This is a genomic window from Mesorhizobium sp. P170090, assembly GCF_057786115.1.
In genome coordinates, this window is record NZ_JBYNWH010000001.1 from 5,575,130 (window position 1) to 5,592,469 (window position 17,340).

14 protein-coding genes are annotated in these 17,340 nt (G+C 63.2%); 4 read left to right on the forward strand and 10 right to left on the reverse strand.

What is annotated here, in order from left to right; genetic code table 11:
* The first annotated feature begins 105 nt into the window (after positions 1-105).
* Positions 106-1,560, forward strand: a complete 1,455-nt coding sequence (locus AC3EML_RS26855) for an FAD/NAD(P)-binding protein (RefSeq protein WP_352521934.1) — start codon at positions 106-108, stop codon at positions 1,558-1,560.
* An 80-nt stretch (positions 1,561-1,640) separates the two neighbouring features.
* Here AC3EML_RS26855 and AC3EML_RS26860 read toward each other — a convergent pair whose 3' ends face one another.
* Both AC3EML_RS26860 and AC3EML_RS26865 read right to left on the reverse strand, forming a co-directional pair.
* Complete coding sequence (locus AC3EML_RS26860) at positions 1,641-3,236, reverse strand: ABC transporter substrate-binding protein (RefSeq protein WP_023733276.1); 1,596 nt, start codon at positions 3,234-3,236, stop codon at positions 1,641-1,643.
* A 94-nt stretch (positions 3,237-3,330) separates the two neighbouring features.
* Positions 3,331-4,926 carry an ABC transporter substrate-binding protein gene (locus AC3EML_RS26865; RefSeq protein WP_023733277.1) on the reverse strand — a complete coding sequence of 532 codons (1,596 nt, stop codon included), beginning with the start codon at positions 4,924-4,926 and terminating at the stop codon, positions 3,331-3,333.
* Positions 4,927-5,262: 336 nt separating this feature from the next.
* Here AC3EML_RS26865 and gcvA point away from each other — a divergent pair, with 336 nt between their 5' ends.
* On the forward strand, positions 5,263-6,273 hold the full coding sequence (gene gcvA / locus AC3EML_RS26870; protein WP_352557309.1) for a transcriptional regulator GcvA: 1,011 nt from the start codon (positions 5,263-5,265) through the stop codon (positions 6,271-6,273).
* Positions 6,274-6,279: 6 nt separating this feature from the next.
* Here the strand turns inward: gcvA and AC3EML_RS26875 are convergent, their stop codons facing one another.
* The 8 genes from AC3EML_RS26875 to AC3EML_RS26910 all read right to left on the reverse strand — a co-directional run bounded on the left by AC3EML_RS26875 (position 6,280) and on the right by AC3EML_RS26910 (position 15,258).
* On the reverse strand, positions 6,280-7,140 hold the full coding sequence (locus AC3EML_RS26875) for an NADPH-dependent oxidoreductase (RefSeq protein ID WP_352521933.1): 861 nt from the start codon (positions 7,138-7,140) through the stop codon (positions 6,280-6,282).
* Positions 7,141-7,191: 51 nt separating this feature from the next.
* Positions 7,192-8,286 (reverse strand): LLM class flavin-dependent oxidoreductase, encoded by a 1,095-nt coding sequence (locus tag AC3EML_RS26880; protein ID WP_352521932.1) that lies wholly within the window; start codon positions 8,284-8,286, stop codon positions 7,192-7,194.
* A gap of 74 nt (positions 8,287-8,360) precedes the next feature.
* Positions 8,361-9,716, reverse strand: coding sequence for an LLM class flavin-dependent oxidoreductase (locus AC3EML_RS26885; RefSeq protein ID WP_352521931.1), 1,356 nt, complete (start codon positions 9,714-9,716; stop codon positions 8,361-8,363).
* Positions 9,713-10,894, reverse strand: coding sequence for an acyl-CoA dehydrogenase family protein (locus AC3EML_RS26890; protein ID WP_352521930.1), 1,182 nt, complete (start codon positions 10,892-10,894; stop codon positions 9,713-9,715). The genes AC3EML_RS26885 and AC3EML_RS26890 overlap by 4 nt, the downstream gene beginning before the upstream one ends.
* A gap of 4 nt (positions 10,895-10,898) precedes the next feature.
* Positions 10,899-11,240: a DUF3088 domain-containing protein gene (locus AC3EML_RS26895; protein ID WP_023733281.1), complete on the reverse strand. Its 342-nt coding sequence runs from the start codon at positions 11,238-11,240 to the stop codon at positions 10,899-10,901.
* A gap of 10 nt (positions 11,241-11,250) precedes the next feature.
* Complete coding sequence (locus AC3EML_RS26900) at positions 11,251-12,606, reverse strand: LLM class flavin-dependent oxidoreductase (protein WP_352521929.1); 1,356 nt, start codon at positions 12,604-12,606, stop codon at positions 11,251-11,253.
* A 13-nt stretch (positions 12,607-12,619) separates the two neighbouring features.
* The gene (locus AC3EML_RS26905) at positions 12,620-13,795 is read right to left on the reverse strand and encodes an acyl-CoA dehydrogenase family protein (protein WP_023670851.1); all 1,176 of its coding nucleotides are present in this window, start codon (positions 13,793-13,795) and stop codon (positions 12,620-12,622) included.
* 23 nt (positions 13,796-13,818) lie between these two features.
* The gene (locus AC3EML_RS26910; protein ID WP_352521928.1) at positions 13,819-15,258 is read right to left on the reverse strand and encodes an NAD(P)-binding domain-containing protein; all 1,440 of its coding nucleotides are present in this window, start codon (positions 15,256-15,258) and stop codon (positions 13,819-13,821) included.
* A gap of 324 nt (positions 15,259-15,582) precedes the next feature.
* Here AC3EML_RS26910 and AC3EML_RS26915 point away from each other — a divergent pair, with 324 nt between their 5' ends.
* Both AC3EML_RS26915 and AC3EML_RS26920 read left to right on the forward strand, forming a co-directional pair.
* Positions 15,583-15,882: a hypothetical protein gene (locus AC3EML_RS26915; protein WP_023670849.1), complete on the forward strand. Its 300-nt coding sequence runs from the start codon at positions 15,583-15,585 to the stop codon at positions 15,880-15,882.
* A gap of 464 nt (positions 15,883-16,346) precedes the next feature.
* The gene (locus tag AC3EML_RS26920; protein WP_023729589.1) at positions 16,347-17,315 is read left to right on the forward strand and encodes a helix-turn-helix domain-containing protein; all 969 of its coding nucleotides are present in this window, start codon (positions 16,347-16,349) and stop codon (positions 17,313-17,315) included.
* The last annotated feature ends 25 nt before the right edge of the window (positions 17,316-17,340 follow it).

Consider the following 17,340-nt stretch of genomic DNA (forward strand, 5'->3'; position numbering starts at 1 on the left):
AGCTGGCAATTATTGTTTTTTGACATCGGGTTACGGGGAAGCACGATGGTCGCCGCCGAGGCGATGGGCTAGAGCCACGCACCGTCGGCGTCGCAAAGGTCCTTGATGCTTCATACCCCCTCCTCCCCGCCTTCGATCATCCCTCCGCGTTCGACCCCGCGCTCGATCATCATCGTCGGCGGTGGCTTTGCCGGCGCCCTTACCGCGATCAAGCTGCTCGATCGTTCGACTGAGCCGCTGGCGATCACCATCATCGAACGCCGGGCCCAGCTTGGTCGTGGCGTTGCCTACGGCACCGCCGATCCGCAACATCTCGTCAACGGCGCGGCGCGCATCTTCTCGCTGCATCCGGAGGACCCCGATCACCTCGTTCGCTGGCTCGAGGCGAATGGGCCGGAGCACGGCTGGACGCCGCCCGAGGATGTCCATGACTCCAGCCCGCCGCGTTGGCTGTTCGGCAGTTATGTCCAGTCGGAACTGACCAGGGCTGTCAGGGAAGCAGATCCGCGTTCCTTGCTGCGCCACATCAAGGCATCCGCCGTCGACATGCTGACCGGTCCGTCCGGAGTCTGCGTCGGCACCAGCGACGGCCAGCAATTGCTGGCCGATGAGGCCGTGCTGGCGACAGGTGTTTTTCAGAGCGAGCCGTCGGCCACCGAAGCACCAATCATCAACGATCACCGCTATGTCGCAAATCCCTGGGATTCGGCAGCACTGGATCGGCTCGCTGGCAGCAGGCAATTGCTGCTGATCGGCTCGAGTCTCAGCATGGTCGACTTCGTCGCCAGCATGGAGGCGCGCGGCTTCAAGGGCAGCTATCGCGTCGTGTCGCGGCGCGGACAGATCGTCGAGCCTCGGCGCAATACCGAAGCGTGGCGCGATTTTCTTGCCGGGCGGCCGCTGCCGAAAACCACGAGGGCGCTTCTTGCCTTGGTAAAGGCCGAACGCCGGGCCATCGAGGCCGCCGGGCTGGACTGGCAAGGGCTGCCTTTGACGATCCGGCCGTGGATCCTGGCTCTGTGGCAAGGCGCCACCGACAAGGAGCGCCTGAAGTTCGCACGCCATCTGCGCGCTTTCTGGGACGTCACCGCGCATCGAGCGGCGCCGCCGAGCTTTGAGCGCGTCGCACTGGCGCAAAGCCAAGGCCGTTGGGCGGGCGGCGCCGGACGGGTGCTGGCACTGCATCCGCGAGCCGGCGGCATTGTCGCCGAGATCCGCTGGCGCGATAGCGGCGCGGTCGAACGGCTGCGTTTCGACGGTGTCGTCAACTGCCGGGGCCATCAGGAGCATGACTGGCGGCGGATCGCCGATCCGTTTGTCCAGAGCCTGCTGGAGAACGGCATCGTCAGGCCGCATGCGACCGGGTTCGGCATCGACGCCACGCATGACGGCCAGGTGATTTCCGGCGACGGCAGGACCCACGGCAATCTGTTTGCCATCGGCCATCCGCTGCGCGGCGTCGCCTGGGAATCGAGTTCCATCGGCGAACAGCTGGCGCAAGCCATCGCCCTTGCCGGCCTTCTGGTCGGCTCCAGCCCAAGGCTGCGTGCTCTGGCCTGACCGTTCTGCACCTCAAGACCATAGAAACGAAAAGGGCCGCGTCGAGACGCGGCCCCTTTTCTTGCTGATGTCCGCCGGGTTCAGGCGTTCGGATCGATATATGCGTCTGCGAAACTGGCCGACAGGCCTTCAGCACCCGGCGCGTAATTCTTGACGGTCTTGCGGGCAATGATGATGGTCGGCGGTGCGATCAGATTGATGATCGGCAACTCGTCGGCGATGATCTCCTGGAACCTGAAGAACAGCTGCTTGCGCTTGGCCTCGTCAAGCTCCACCGATGCGGCCTCCAGCAGCCGGTCGACCTCAGGGTTCTCGTAGTGCGCGCCGTTGGAGAATGGCAGCCCGATCTTGATGTTCTTCGACCAGTAGAGCCGTTGCGCGCCGGCGCTGGGGTCAAAGATGTTGCCGCAGGATTCCGTCGACAGGTCCCAGGTGCGATCGGTGTAGATGGTTTTGACATAGGTGCCGAAGTCGAACTTCTGGATCTCGGCGTCGATGCCGATCTTGGCTAGCGCCTGTTTGAGGAAGTCAGCATAGCCCCATGGGTTGTAGGGGTTGTTGGTGAGCCTGAGCTTGAAGCGGATGCCGTCCGCTCCGCGCTTGAAGCCAGCCTCGTCGAGCAGTTTTTCCGATAGCGCCGTATCGACGGTCGCCGCCTTCACATCGGGATCGAAATACTTCTTGTTGACGACGCTGATCGGTGTAGGCGACACTTGGCCATAGCCGTAGAACACGATGGCATTGATCGCATCGAGATCGATGGCATGCGCGATTGCCTGACGGACCTTCTTCTCCTTCAGGATCGGGTTTTCCAGGTTGATGATCAGCTGGTGCAGCGGGCCGCTATAGGCAAAGACGGTGCTATCGACGACGAACTGCGGCAACGCCTTGAACCGCTCCAGATCGGCAAACGCCACCGGGTTCGGGCCGATGTCGACTTCACCCGTCTCGAGTGCCGCGGCGCGCGCGCCGGGATCGGTGATGAAGCGGAAGATGATCCGGTCGAGATAGGGTTTTGGCGCATCCCAATAGGTCGGGTTCTTCTCGACGATGATGTGGCTGCCCTTGACCCATTCCTTGAGCACGAACGGTCCACTGCCGATGATCTGCTCGAAGGACGGATCGTCCGCCGGCTTCAGCTTCTCGTAGATGTGCTTGGGCACGACGGGCGATTCCGTCGCGGCCAGCCCCGAGATCAGCGCGGCGGACGGTTTAGACAGTTTGATTTTCACCACATGCGGATCCGACGTGTCGACGTCGGTGACATTCTGGAAGGTGATGCGTCCACGCGGATGCGCTTCACGCAGTCGCGAGATCGAAAAGGCCACGTCTTGCGATGTCAAATCATGGCCGTCGCTGAATTTCACCCCCGGCCGCAGCTTGAAGACATATTCGAGCCCGTCATCGCTGATCGACCATTCGGTGGCCAGTTGCGGCCTTGGATTGAGGTCGTAGTCGTAGGCGAGCAGGCCGTCGAAAATCTTCGGCCCGATGGTGGCCGGTCCACCGGCGCTGGTGTTGATGGAAACGATCTGGTTGGGCTCGGGATAGTAGACGAAATTGAGCGTGCCGCCCGCCACCGGCTTGGCGTCTTCGGCAAAGGCCCCGGCAGGTAGGGCGGTACTCGCGCCGGCCAGCAGCAGGAACTGATTGAACAAGCGTCGGTTGATGGTCATGGTCGGTACTCCGCGTTTGCGCGATTTGTCTTTATGGGGAAAAGTCGGGATCGGTGGTTTCACGCACCGATCCAAGGCAAGGCAATCCGAGCGCCTATGCGTTTGGCGCGAGCCAGATCTGCGCGAAGCTGTTGTTGATGCCTTGCGCTCCGGGTGCGAAATCCCTGACCTTCTTGTTGGCAACAATCTGGGCACCGGCCGCAACGAGGTCGACCGACACCACGTCGTCATGGATGATGTGCTGGAACTTGTACCAGAGCTCGCGCCGTTTCGTTTCGTCGGGCTCGATTGCGGCGGCTTCGAGGATCTGGTCGACCTCGGGGTTCGCATAGTGGCTGGCGTTGGAGAAGACGAGGCCGATCTTGAAATTCTTCGACCAGTAGGCGCGCTGGACGCCGAGCGTCGGATCAAAGGTGTTCGACAGCGACTCAACCACCAGGTCCCAGGCGCGGTCGGTGTAGACGGTCTTCAGGAACGTCGACAGATCGAGCTTCAGGATCTCGGCGTCGATGCCGACCACTGCCAGCGACTGCCTGATGAAATCGGCATAGGACGCCGGCAGGAACGCGTTGTAGGCGAGCCGGAGCTTAAAGCGCGTGCCGTCGGCGCCGCGCGGATGGCCGGCATCGTCGAGCAGTTTCTCCGCCAGTTTGGGGTCGGGTTCGCGCGCCTTGATGCTGGGGTCATACCATTTGGGCAGTGCCGTGCTGATGGGACTTGGCGATACCTGCGCATAGCCATAGAGCGCAATGTCGACCAGCTTCTGCAGGTCGATCGCGTGGGCGATGGCCAGACGCACGTCGCGCTTGGTCAGGATTTCGTTCTCGTAGTTGAAGAACAATTGCTGCTGCGGGCCGGAATAGGCATAGGTGTTGGTGTCGACGACCAAAGCGGGGTTGGCCTTCAGCCGCTCGATATCGGCCAGCGGCACGGGATTGGCGCCGATATCGATCTCGCCGGTTTCAAGAGCCGCCGAGCGTGCCGCCGGGTCGAGAATGACATGCAGCACGACGCGGTCGAGGTAAGGCCTTGGCGCATCCCAATAGTTCGGATTGCGATCGAAGATCAGATGGCTGCCGGGCACCCATTCCTTGAGAACGAAGGGGCCGGTGCCGATCGTCTGTTCCAGCTTGGGCTGTTCTGCCGGCTTGAACGTTTCGTAGACATGCTTCGGCACGATCGGTGATTCCGAACTGCTCAGCGCCGTGATCAGATAGGGCGCCGGCTTCGAAAGCACGACAATGGCGGTGTGCGGATCGGGCGTCTCGACCGCTGTCACGTTCTGGTAGGTGATGCGGCCGCGCGGATGCGCCTCCTTCAGCCGGAAGATGGTGAAGGCAACATCTTCCGAGGTGAAGTCCTTGCTGTCATGCCACTTGACACCCTGGCGCAGCTTGAAGGTGTAGCGCAGGCCGTCATCGCTGATCGACCACTCCGTGGCCAGCAGCGGTTTCGGGGTGAGGTCGTAGGCGAAATCAAGCAGGCCTTCATTCACCTTGGGGCCGATCGCCTGGCCGGTGCCTGACGAGGTGTTGATGGCGATCAGCGACGTCGGATCGGGATAGTAGGCCCAGTTGAGCGTGCCGCCCTGAACGGGCGTGCCTTCGGCTGCAAAGGAAAAGCCGGGCAATGCGAAGCTCGCACCGCCAAGCAGCAAGAGCTGGTTGAAATGACGACGATTGACAGACATGGTCTTGGGCTCCGGAAAACGGATTGCATCCGGCGGCCGAACGCACTCCGGCGCCTCGACGCAATGATCCCTGCCGTCGCGCAAAACCGGAAGAATGATTTTCTATCGTCGGCCGAAAGCGCCGCTTTGCACGACTGGTTCATTCCAGGCCTGCGAAGCCGACCGACACCCAAATCGGTGCTGCCCGTCTTATTTCTACAAGAATAGTAGACATTGCGATTTTTTAGATTTCCGTTCCCGCTGGCGCGACGCTGCGGCAAACGAAATTTTCCGCCGCGCGCTTTGGCGCAAAGCCCGCCCTCGTCGCGCCGGGTCCGAACGTGTTGAATGCGCCTCATGGTTGATCTCATTCGCGCCAAACCGAGGAAGCTACGACCGACGCTGGCGAGACTTCCGCCGCTGACCTCGCTTCGCGCCTTTGTCGCAACCGCCCGCCATCTGAGCTTTACGCGAGCGGCGGAAGAACTCCATGTCACGCCCGCCGCCATCGGCCAGCAGATCCGCCTGCTGGAGGATCACCTGGGGCAACCGCTGTTCCAGCGCAACCGGGGCGAGCTTTTGCTGACCTCGGCCGGTCAGGCGCTGATGCCCGGGCTCACCGAGGCTTTCGACGTCGTTGTCGAATCCGTCGCGCGTATTTCCGGCGACGAGGAGGATGCGCCGATCAAGGTGTCGGTCGCGCCCTCCTTCGCCAGCAAATGGCTGATCCCGCGCCTCGACGCGCTGCGTGAGGCGGTGCCCGGACTCGAAGTACTGGTCGATGCATCGACAAGGCTTGCCGACTTTGCCAGCGAAGATATCGACTGTGTCATCCGCTACGGCTCGGGCGCCTATAGCGGCCTCATCACGGAACGGCTGTTCTCGGAAGCGGTGCTGCCTGTCTGCAGCCCCGAATTTGCCCGCACGCACGGCCTCTTCCGTGGACCGGAAGGGCTGCGTAACGCGCCGATCCTGCATGAGGACGGGCCGGAGCGCGATCCAAGTTGCCCCGACTGGAAGGGCTGGCTGCGATCCAACAGCCTGTCCGGCCGCCTTGTCGACGGCGGCATACGGCTTAGCCAGTCCTCGCTGGTACTCGACGCCGCGGTTGCCGGCAAGGGCATCGGTCTCGGCAAATTCCGACTGGCCGAGCCTAACCTTGCGGCAGGGCGGCTGGTCAGCCCTTTCGGCTCGCCGCAGCCGGTCGAGTTTTCCTATTACTTCGCGACGACGCCACACAAGGCGAAGCTCGCGACCGTCGAGCGCTTCCATGGCTGGCTGAAGGCTGAGGCGCGAAGGGTTGGCGCACTCGACTTCACACCGCCGGCAGCACTGCCGGCGCGCATCGCCATCGTTGCCGCCGAATAGCCTTGGCTATTTAAGCTTGAAGCCCAGCGCCTTGAGCGCATCACCCAGGCGATCACGGCCTTTCAGCGCCGCAGTGCTGCCGATGCGGCTCGACATCAGTTCGGTCCAGTCGACAACGGGCATCGACTGCTCTTGCTGAAAGGTGCGAAGCGTCAGGTTGTACGCTGCGAGATCGTCCTGATCGAAGCCTGACTGATAGCGCTCGCGATGCAGCACAACACGCTGCGGCAGTCTGGGCTTGATGTCGGTCGCAGCCAGGAGATCGGGACAGCCAACGGTCAGGCCGAACACCGCCACGGTTTCCGGCGGCAGGCCGAGCTCTTGCGCCACGGCCTCAGGATGATTGCGCATGGCGCCGATGTAGCAGGAGCCGAGCCCGAGCGCATCGATTGCCACCACGGCATTCTGCGCGGCAAGTGCTGCGTCGATCACGGCCAGCAGAAAACTCTCCTGATAATCGAGCCCCTCGCCCGCCCGGCTGTTTGCCTCGGCAATGGCGCGCAGCCGTGACAGGTCGGCCAGCCAAACCAGCAGCAACGGCGCCTGCTCGATATGGCGATTGACCGCCGCCAGTCCGGCAAGCCGCGCCTTGCGCGCCGGATCCACGACGGCGATGACGCTCCACGCCTGCAGATTGGACGAGGTTGGCGCCGACTGGGCGGCAGCGATGATCAGTTCGAGCGTCCCTTCGGGCAGAGGCCTGGCGAGATAGTTGCGGACCGAGCGATGTGAAAGGATCGCCTCGAGGGCTTCGTTCCAGTTTGCAGTGTTCGCCTCTTGCGGCGCCCGGTAACGCCGCCTTAGTGCTGCTTCACCGCGCAGGTCGGCGTCGGAAGGGCGGATGCTGAAAGCGGCCGGCTGTGGCATTGTCGTCCCTATTTGGCGATCTGGCTCGTTCGGTGTTCTGACAACCCCACGTCATTCAACAAACGCGGCTTGGACCCTATTGCGCAATAGCGGGAGCAACTGGTCGCCTTGCCGCTTGATCTCGGAAAGATACGGCGTGTCCGAGAGCACGAAATGCGTGATGCCCAGATCCCGGTACTTGCCGAGCGAACTGGCCACGTCGGCGGCCGAGCCGACCAGCCAGGTGGTGCCGGCGCCGCCGCCGCCATATTTGCCCGGCGCAGTGTAGAGATTGTCGTCCAGCACCTCGCCGCGCGTGTGCAGATCGAGCAGACGCTGCTGGCCTACCGCTACCGCCCGACCATGATCATTCCAGCCGGCGCCCTGGCCCTTTGCCATTTCGGCGACCTTCGCCTCGGCGTCCGTCCAGGCCTGCCCGGTGGTGTCGCGGACCAGCGTGGTGACCCGAAACCCGAATTGTAGAGGTGGGAGGTCCCGGTCAAGTTCCCGGCTCAAGGCCTTAAGCCGCTCGATCCGCTCCCGGACGCCGTCGAGCGGCTCGCCCCAGAACAGCTGGACATCGGCCTCGCTGGCCGAGACGCGCTCGGCCGCCTCCGACGCGCCGCCGAAATAGAGCCTGGGATGGCGACTGTTTCCACGGACAGGGATGCGGGGCATGACGGTAGACCCGGTGACCTTGAAGTGCTCGCCGGCAAAGGTGACGTTCTCTTCGGTCCAAAGTCTGCGAACCAGCCGCATGAACTCTCTGGTGCGGGCATAGCGATGGTTCTGCTCGCCTTCGCTGTCGCCATAGGCAGCGAGGTTGTCCTTGCCCGACACTATGTTGATACGCACGCGACCGCGGGTCAGCTGGTCGAGCGTGGCGACCGCGGATGCGAAGTGCGCTGGCCGCCAGTAACCCGGGCGGATCGCGATGAGCGGCTCGAAGGAGGTGGTCCGCGCGGCGAGCGCGGCGGCGACGGTAAACGTGTCGGGCCGGCCCCAGCCGGTACCGATCAGCGAGCCCTTCCAGCCGTGTTCCTCAAGCGCCTTTGCGTGGCTGGTCAGCGTCTCCAGGCTGTTGTGGTCCTCGACGGCCGGCTCGCCGCGGTGACCGGGATCGACCTGGTTCGGGATGTACCAGAGAAATTCGGGATCAGCGCTCATTGTCGGGCCTGTATTTTTGTCGGGCGTGGAGGTCAATGGCGGTACCTTCCGCGCCGTTATCGTTTGATGATCGTTCAATGGGTGGCCCCGAGCAACCCTGACGCCTTGTGCGGCTGCGGCGCGAAACGGCTTTCAGGCCTGATAAGGCCGAGATGGTCGCGCAGCGTGCGCCCTTCATAGTCGCTGCGAAACAGGCCGCGCCGGCGCAGGATCGGCACGACCGTATCGACAAAGACTTCCAGCCCGGTCGGCAGCACGTCAGGCATCAGGTTGAAGCCATCGGCGGCGCCGGCGACAAACCATCTTTCGATATCGTCGGCGATCTGCTCCGGCGTGCCGACAACGGTGCGGTGGCCGGTGCTGCCGTTGAGCGCCCGGATCAGTTGGCGAACGGTGAAATCGTTGTTGCGGGCAAGTGCCAGCGTGGCCTTGAAGAAGGTGTGGCCGCCGTTGGGCGGCAGCGGGATGACGTCAGGCAGCTTCTCGTCGAGCCTCAGCCGCTCGCGGTCGATGCCGAGCACGCCCGACAGCCGCGTCAGGCTGTAGTCGAGCGGGATGCGGTCCCACAGTTCTTCCTGCCGCCGCTCCGCTTCCGCCTCGGTGCTGCCGATGATGGTGGCCAGACCGGCGAGGTTGAGCGGCACGCCGCCGCTTCTGCCATAGGCGACAGCCCGGGCCTTCAGCTCCTTTGCGTAGGCGAGCGCCTCCTCGAACGATTGCGACGCGGAAAACACCGCTTCGGCGTGGCGCGCGGCGAGCTCCTTGCCGTCATCGGAACCGCCGGCCTGGATGACCACCGGATGCCCTTGCGGCGAGCGCGGCACATTGTGCGGCCCATGCACCGAAAAATGCGCGCCCTCGTGCTCGATGGCGTGAACCTTGGCGGCATCGACGAAGCGCCCACTGGCGACGTCGCCGATGAAGGCATCGTCCTCCCAGCTGTCCCACAGCGCCTTGACGAATTCGGTGAATTCGGCGGCCCGCTCGTAGCGCCGGCCATGATCTATCGCGCCGGTCAGGCCGAAATTGCGGGCCGAGGCGGGATCGGCCGTGGTCACGATGTTCCAGCCGATGCGCCCGCCGCCGACATGGTCGAGCGTCGCGAAACGACGGGCGATGTTGTAGGGCTCGTTGAAGCTGGTCGATGCCGTCGCAATCAGGCCGATGCGCTCGGTCGCGGCGGCTATCGTCGCCAGCACGATGGTCGGTTCCAGCGATGTAATCGGCGGATAGTCGATGCGATCCGAAATTGCCGCCTGATCGGCAAGGAATATAGCGTCGAGCTTGGCGCGCTCGGCGATCTTCGCCACCCGCACATAGTGGTCGACGGTGAAGGCGGCATAGGGGTCGACCCCGTCCATCCGCCATGCCGCCGGCGAGAAGCCGGCGTGCAGGATGTTGACATTGAGGTGGAGCTGCCGGCCGATCATCGAAAGACGCCGGGCTCGGGATAGGCGCCGGTCAGATACCAGGTGCCGACGGTGCGGGCCTTGTATTCGGCGGGGTTGTGCAAGGTGTGGATGCGCGCATTGCGCCAGAAACGGTCGAAGCCGTATTTGCGCACCGCCGAGCGCGCGCCCATCACCTCGAAGATCTCGGTGGTGACTTCGAGCGCGACATTGCCGGCCAGCACGTTGGCCGCGGCAACTGCAACCGCCGCTTCCCCGCGCTCTTGCTCGGTCAATGCCTTGCCGCGCGCGATCGCATGATCGATCGCCGCCGCAGCGCGATCAGCCAGCACTGTTGCCGCGCGCGTTTTGACCAAAAGCTCGCCATACTGCCGCTTGATCCATGGATCGTCGATGTGGCGCTCGACGCCGGAATACATCCACGGTCGCGAGCTGTTGAGCGTGTAGTCGCGTGCCGCTAGCAGTGCGCCCTGGGCGGTGCCGATGAAGACATTGAGCAGGACGCTTTGCTGCTGCAGCGGGCCGATGGTGCGGATCGGCAGCGACGCGTCCACCCAGCCGCGCACCAGTTCGTTGTCATGGACCCTAACATCCTTGTAGGCGACCTTGCCACTGCCGGTCTGCGTCTGGCCGATGCCATCCCAGTCGTCGAGAATGGTGATGCCCTCACGATCCGCGGGGATGGCCGCGAACTTCCGCTCGCCGCTGACCTCGTCTTCCCAGGAGGTCGAAAGATAGTCGGCGACATGCGAGCCGGAGGCGAAGGGCTTGAAGCCGCTGACGATCGTCCACTCGCCATCCTTGCGGCCGAACAGCGTCTTGGAAAAGCTGTTGCCGGTGTTGCCCCAGAACCAGTCGCCCGCAGCCGAACGCCGCAGCAGATCGGCTGAGCGCGGTTCGTCCGAATTGAGCCTTGCGGCGATCAGCGCGCTGAAATGGTAGCCGTAGATGTGGCCGATCGAGCCGTCGACCTTGGCGAACTCGCGGCCGATCTTCAGCGCCGTCGAATAGGGTTCGCCGGCGCCGCCGAATTCCTTGGGAATGACGATACTGAGCAGGCCGCTCTCCTTGAGCAGGCGGATCTGTTCGACGGGCCTGCCGCCAAGCTGATCGCGCTCGACCGCGTCGCGGGCAAAGATGTCGCGCAGCTCGACCGCCTTGGGGATCCATGGATTGGAGGTATCGGGATCGAAGCTCATCAGGTCACTCATGCAGATGCGGGAAGCCGTGGCGCTCGGCAAGCAGCGCAAGAATGCGCCTTGTGTCGTCGGCAAAGACCTTGCCCTTGGCGGTCGGTAGGTCGGCTGGCGGATCACTGCCGACGACCAGCACCGGCAGCGACTGGTGGCGTTCGCCGAGCGTATCGATCACCTTACCCCTCGGCCTTGCGAACGGCACGCGCTCGACGTCCAGCCTGGCAGCAAGATCGGGAAAGGCTGCGAGCAGCCCTTCGACCTTGTTGGAATAGGGGCAGACGAAGGTCTGGCCCGGATGCTTTGGGTCGGCGAAACCCGGCTGGATGAGAAAGAGCGTGTCGCGCGCCATCGGCTCATTCCTATTCCGCCGCCGCCGCGGCATGCCGCGAAAAACGGTTTGCCGGCCGCTTCAGGCCGAGATTGTCGCGCAAGGTGCTGCCCTCATACTCCCGACGGAACAGGCCACGGTGGCGCAGTTCCGGCACCACCAACTCGATGAAATCCTTCAAGCCGCCGGGCATGATCGGTGCCATGATGTTGAAGCCGTCGGCGCCGTAATTCTCAAAGCGCTCTTCCATCGTGTCGGCGATCTGTTGTGGCGTGCCGACCACCTGCCAGTGGCCACGAGCGCCGGCGATGCGCAAATAGAGCTGCCGGATCGTCAGCTTCTCGCGCCGCGCCAGATCGATGACCAGCGCCTGCCGGCTCTTGCCGGCATTGGTCTCCGGCAGTTCCGGCACCGGCCCGTCGAGCGGATAGGCGGTGAGATCGAAGCCGCCGGCCAGCGCCGAGACCAGACCGAGGCCCACTTCCGGCTGGATGAGATCCTGCAGCTGTTCGAACTTTTCCTGCGCCTCGGCTTCGCTGCGGCCGACGACCGGAAAGATGCCTGGCAGGATTTTCAGATCATCCTCTGAACGGCCGTACTTACCGAGCCTGCCCTTGACGTCGGCATAGAAGGCGGTGGCTTCATCGAGCGTGATCTGCGCGGCGAAAATCGCTTCCGCGGTGCGCGCCGCCAGCTCCTTACCGGGGCCGGACGCGCCCGCCTGGACGACGACCGGATGGCCTTGCGGCGTGCGCGGCGTGTTCAGCGGACCACGCACCTCGAAGTGCTGGCCCTTGTGGTTCAGCACATGCAGCTTCTCCTTGTCGAAATAGCGCCCGCTCACTTTGTCGCGCGGGAAGGCATCATCCTCCCAGCTGTCCCACAGCCCAAGCACGACATCGGCGAATTCCTCGGCGCGATCGTAGCGGTCGCCGTGCTGGATATGCGTATCGTGGCCGAAATTGAATGCCGCATCCGGATCGGACGAGGTGACGAGGTTCCAGCCGGCGCGCCCGCCGCTCAGATGGTCGAGCGACGCGAACTGGCGGGCCAGATTGTAGGGATCGGAATAGCTGGTCGAAGCCGTGGCGATCAGGCCGATGTTGGTGGTCACCGCCGACAGCGCCGACAGCAGCGTAATGGGCTCGAACGGATAGACGCCGCTATGCGCCTTGCGGCTGGCAGCCTCGAGATTGCTCAGCCGCGCCGCGACGCCATCGGCAAAGAAGATCGCATCGAATTTGGCCGCTTCCGCGAGCCTGGCCAGTTCGACATAGTCGCCGAGGCTGGTCCCCTCGGCCGCCTGTGGATGGCGCCATGCCGCCACATGGTGGCCGGTGAAGAGAAGAAACGCTCCAAACTTGAGCTTGTCCTTGCGCCTGGCCATTTTCCGCGCCTCCTCAGCGATACAACCCGCCGACCGGGAATTCCCCGGTCAGCAACCAGGTGCCGATGGTGCGCTTCTTGTATTCGGCCGGGTTGTGCAGCGTGTGCGTGCGCACATTGCGCCAGAACCTGTCGTAGCCATTGGCCTTGGTGGCCGAGCGGGCGCCCATCACCTCGAAAACCTCGCTCGATGCGTCGAGACCGATTTGCCCGGCATAGACATTGGCGGTGGCAAGGTCGATCGCCGTCTGTCCGCGCTGCTCCAGGGTCAAGGCCTCGCCCTTGCCATAGGCGGCATCGAGGCTGCGCGCCGCCACATCGGCGAGTTCGGCGGCAGCCAGCGTGCGGATATAGAGATCGCCATATTTGCGCTGAACGAACGGATCGTCGGTGTGGTTCTCATAGCCGGAATAGACCCAGGGTCGCGATTGCGAGACCGTATAGTCGCGGCCTTCGCTCAGCGCTCCTTGCGCGCTGCCGACGAAGAGGTTGAGCAGGACCGCCTGCTGGAACAGTGAAATCAGCGTCTGGAACGGCGTCAGCGGCACGGCGGGCGAGCCGATTAGTTCGTCATCACCGATATGCACATCCTTGAACGTGACTTTACCGGAACCCGTCTGCCGCTGGCCGACGCCATCCCAGTCATCCTCGATGACGATACCTTCACGATCGGCCGGGATCGCAGCTGCCAGGCGGTCCTGGCCGTCTTCCCATGCCACCTGGATATAGTCGGCGATGTGCGAGCCGGAAGAGAACGGCCGGAAGCCGTTCAGGATCCAGCCCGAGCCGTTGCGCCTGGCCGTAGAGGTCTTCGACATGGCGTTGCCGGAATTGCCCCAGACCCAGTTCTCGCGGGCCGAGCGTGTCAGCAGTTGGTCCTTCTGCGCGTCCGTACCGCGAAACAACACGCCGTTGAGCGGCAGATGATGGTAGCCGTAGAGATGGGCTAGCGAACCATCGGTGCGGGCAAATTCGCGCACGACGCGCAGCACCGACAGCCAGGGCGCGCCCTTGCCGCCATAGTTTTTGGGAATCTGCGCCGACGGCAGTCCACTTTCCTTGAGCAGGCGGATCTGCTCGACCGGTCGTCCACCGGCCTTGTCGCGCGCCACCGCATCGCGATCGAAGATGGTGCGCAGCTCGACCGCCGTGGCGACGAACGGGTCGGAAAGGTCAGGGCTGAAGGTCATCGGCGTTTGTCCATGGAATGCGTCTATTCCGCCGCAATGGTCTGTGCCGGCCGCCAGACGGCAGAGGCGTAGGCCTCCTCCCCGAACTCGGCCGGATGGCTGCCGGTTATGCGGCTCTCATGGCTGTCGAGATCGGCAAGGAAGAGATCGCGGCTGATGCGGGCGACGACAGCCGGCACGTCGCGCCTGATCGACGGAACATCGCCTATCGGCAGGCCGAAACTGACGAAGCCGCCTGGATTGAAGACGTGGATGTTCCTCAGGAACGGCGCCTCCCCCAGCGCTTTCTCGAGGAATTCATGGCCGAGGCCGAGATAGGGATGGGCGCCGAAAAATTCATCCAGTTCGCCTTCCGCCGGCGCGTATTGGTCACGCCACAGCCGGATCGAGGCGGCGAAATCGCTAAATTCCGGCTTGCGCGTCGGGTCGGCGAAATAGCCGGTGCCGGCGATGACGAAGTCGAAAGCGAACGTCTCGGCGCCGATGTCGGTGACGACCTTGCCGCCGTCGATATCCGCATTCGTCCAGGGGGCACCGAGATGCAGGTGGAAATTCTTGTGCCGCACCACCCGCTCCACGGCATGGGGCGGTGGCGTCGAACCGGCCTCGCGGAAGCGCAGTGCCTGGCGCCAGCGCACCGGATCGGGCAAGCGCGGATAGTTGTCATAGGCGCCGGGATAACCCCGCACGCGGTTGATCGGCACGCTGGCGATACTGGTGCGCCGCGCGAACAGGCGCACCGATTGCGCGCCGGCCTCAAGGGCTGTCCCCGCCGCATCGAATGCCGAAGCCGCCGACCCGACGACAGCGACCGCTTTGCCCTTGAGCGAGGCAAAATCGATTGCTGCAGAACTGTGTGCGACAAAGCCCTGGGGCAGAGCAGCGAGCACCGCCGGTATCATTGGACCGCCGCTGCCGCCAAAGCCATTGGCCAGAATGATCTTCCGCGCCGTTTCGATCAATGGCGTGCCGCCGGCATCGAGGTGGAGGCGAAGATACCCGTCAGCCGGCTCGATGCGAAGGAGACGCGTGCCGTAGCGAATGCCAATGCCGAGAAAGTCGCGATACCATTTCAGGTAATTCGCCCAATCCGTCCGCGCGATGCGGTCGAAGCCTGCATAGGCTTCGGCACCATGGCGCGCTTCGTACCAGGATTGAAAGCTCAGGCCCGGCAGGCCGAGTTCCGGTCCCGGCAGGCCCTTTGGTGTTCGCAGCCGGTTCATCCGCGCATGCGTGAGCCAGATGCCGGCCTTGCCCTCATCCGGCGCCGCATCGATGACCGTGACCTTGCCGATGCCGGCCCGCCTCAACGCGAAGGCGAAGGTCGCGCCCGTCTGCCCGCCGCCAACGACAAAGACATTGTGGTCGATGCCCTCCCGATCCGGCACCCAATTTTGCGGATCGGGACCGATCAGTCGAAGTGTTTCGCGGGCGTCGTGATCTGGATCGGACGGTAAGGCCATTTCGGTCCTGGCTGAAGTTCAAGCGTTACACCAAACTCCGCCCCGGTCGGCAAACAGTCCAGAAATGTCTGCTTTGATTGCCCGGTAGTTTTTTTCACTTGCATCCAACGGCACAATCGGAGCGTCACCGGGCTGCTGCCGGATATTCGGCACCACCTGCAATCCGTGATGACAAGCGAACAATTGGCGCGCAGGGCTGACATAATCTGAACGCTCGGTTGCCCGCGTCGATTCCGCTGCAATTCTTGCCCGTTAAAAGGAGTACGCTGCGTTTCCGACACTTCACCCAAGTAGGGGTCGAGCCCACGTGTGTAAAAACGCGTCATGCACCCGAAAGGAGACCTCGAGGACTTCGATTGGTGGCGGCTCTCACCACGCCTTGAGCTGCACCGGCGTCAAGTACACGGCGCCGTCGCGGTCGCGATTGAGATCTATTTCAAAGCACGACCGATGGAAAACGATGCGGTTGGGGACATTACCGATTACCATTCTCATGATTTCCTCAGCCTTTACCTGTCCGGGCTGGGTAAGAGAATTCTGTCGGAATTGGCTGCCAGATCCGCACAGATCAACCGAACTGGCAAGCGCATTTTGAGACTGCGGCCGAGTTCAGAACCCGCCTAATTGCACGTCGTTGCCGCCGATTGCCGCAGGCATCCTTGCAGGGTATTTCGAACCCAGGGGGCTTGAGCTAGGTGTGACAGTGCCATCAACGAGACGGAGAAAATTGACGAACGGGCCCCAAAACCAATTTGGCCAGAAGCCATAGATTTACCCGATAACGCTCAACTCAAACTCAAATAATTAGGCGTAAGGTATTGATATATAATAAACTGGTGGGCCCGGAGGACGTACAAAGATCGTTGATTTTATTGATTTTTTAGCGGGCCAGAATCAAAAACCTTCCCGTATTGTTCCGCACCGTCCCGCAGCTGATTATGGGCAGTCGTCTTTGCTTTGGATCAATGAATGCCCCCAGTTTATACGGTAGCCTTGGGGGATCAGCCGAACAGTTGCCTGGAAGAGAGAATGCACAGGCGAGGACGACTATAGCCGAAAGGGAGAGATCGGGTTCTGGGAGGATATGTATGGGTGAGGATCTATCCGGCCATCACGCCGACCGCGTTCAGGCCGCAATCGCTTCGAACGCGGCGGCGAAGTCCGCGCTGGTCGCTTCCTGGCGACGGTCTTCCAGTCTGCACCGGCTCGATCCGGCCGATTGCAGCCCTCCCCGTTATTTGACAGAGGCGGAATTGGGAGAGGCCCGGCAACGCATCGAGCCGCTCGTCCGGGTTGCTCGATCAAGCCTGGACCGGCTCTATCTTGCGGTGGGCGGCGTCGGATGCTGCGTCCTGCTCGCCGATCGCGAGGGCGTGCCGGTCGAACGGCGCGGCGCGCCTGTAGACGACGAGACGTTTCATTCCTGGGGCTTGTGGACTGGCTCCGTCTGGAACGAACAGAGCGAGGGCACCAATGGCATCGGCACCTGTCTGGTGGAACAGCGCGTCCTGACGATCCACCGTGATCAGCACTTTCACACGCGCAACACCGGGCTGAGTTGCACCACAGCTCCGATCTATGATCACCGTGGAGATCTTGTGGCTGCGCTTGACGTGTCTTCCTGCCGTGCTGATCTGACCGAAATCTTCTCCAATCTCATTTCCATGGCCGTGGTCGACGCGGCGCGTCGGATCGAGGCGGAGAACTTCAAGATGGCATTCCCCAAGGCGCGCATTCTGCTGGCGCCGGTGCCCGACAAGGGGTCCGGGGCGTTGATCGCGCTCGATGCGGACGACCTCGTGGTTGGCGCCACTCGTTCGGCTCGCCTGGCGCTAGGAATTACGCAACAGTGTCTCGATAAGCCGATGCCTGCGGCCGATCTGCTCGGTTGGGCCGAGAGCGGCCCCGAAGTCCTGGCCGAGGCGGAGCGCGGCGTTCTGCAGCGGGCGCTGGCGCGGGCAGACGGAAATGTCTCGGCCGCGGCCCATGCGCTCGGCATCAGTCGCGCCACGCTTCACCGTAAGCTCAACCGCCTGGACGTCCACAGGTCACACTAACCTTCGAACGTCGCATGACTGTCGC

What these genes read in the sequence shown, in the direction of transcription:
- AC3EML_RS26855 (WP_352521934.1), top strand. Translation starts at nt 106, where the DNA reads ATGCTTCATACCCCCTCCTCCCCGCCTTCGATCATCCCTCCGCGTTCG.
- AC3EML_RS26860 (WP_023733276.1), bottom strand. Translation starts at nt 3,236, where the DNA reads ATGACCATCAACCGACGCTTGTTCAATCAGTTCCTGCTGCTGGCCGGC.
- AC3EML_RS26865 (WP_023733277.1), bottom strand. Translation starts at nt 4,926, where the DNA reads ATGTCTGTCAATCGTCGTCATTTCAACCAGCTCTTGCTGCTTGGCGGT.
- gcvA (WP_352557309.1), top strand. Translation starts at nt 5,263, where the DNA reads ATGGTTGATCTCATTCGCGCCAAACCGAGGAAGCTACGACCGACGCTG.
- AC3EML_RS26875 (WP_352521933.1), bottom strand. Translation starts at nt 7,140, where the DNA reads ATGCCACAGCCGGCCGCTTTCAGCATCCGCCCTTCCGACGCCGACCTG.
- AC3EML_RS26880 (WP_352521932.1), bottom strand. Translation starts at nt 8,286, where the DNA reads ATGAGCGCTGATCCCGAATTTCTCTGGTACATCCCGAACCAGGTCGAT.
- AC3EML_RS26885 (WP_352521931.1), bottom strand. Translation starts at nt 9,716, where the DNA reads ATGATCGGCCGGCAGCTCCACCTCAATGTCAACATCCTGCACGCCGGC.
- AC3EML_RS26890 (WP_352521930.1), bottom strand. Translation starts at nt 10,894, where the DNA reads ATGAGCTTCGATCCCGATACCTCCAATCCATGGATCCCCAAGGCGGTC.
- AC3EML_RS26895 (WP_023733281.1), bottom strand. Translation starts at nt 11,240, where the DNA reads ATGGCGCGCGACACGCTCTTTCTCATCCAGCCGGGTTTCGCCGACCCA.
- AC3EML_RS26900 (WP_352521929.1), bottom strand. Translation starts at nt 12,606, where the DNA reads ATGGCCAGGCGCAAGGACAAGCTCAAGTTTGGAGCGTTTCTTCTCTTC.
- AC3EML_RS26905 (WP_023670851.1), bottom strand. Translation starts at nt 13,795, where the DNA reads ATGACCTTCAGCCCTGACCTTTCCGACCCGTTCGTCGCCACGGCGGTC.
- AC3EML_RS26910 (WP_352521928.1), bottom strand. Translation starts at nt 15,258, where the DNA reads ATGGCCTTACCGTCCGATCCAGATCACGACGCCCGCGAAACACTTCGA.
- AC3EML_RS26915 (WP_023670849.1), top strand. Translation starts at nt 15,583, where the DNA reads ATGCACCCGAAAGGAGACCTCGAGGACTTCGATTGGTGGCGGCTCTCA.
- AC3EML_RS26920 (WP_023729589.1), top strand. Translation starts at nt 16,347, where the DNA reads ATGGGTGAGGATCTATCCGGCCATCACGCCGACCGCGTTCAGGCCGCA.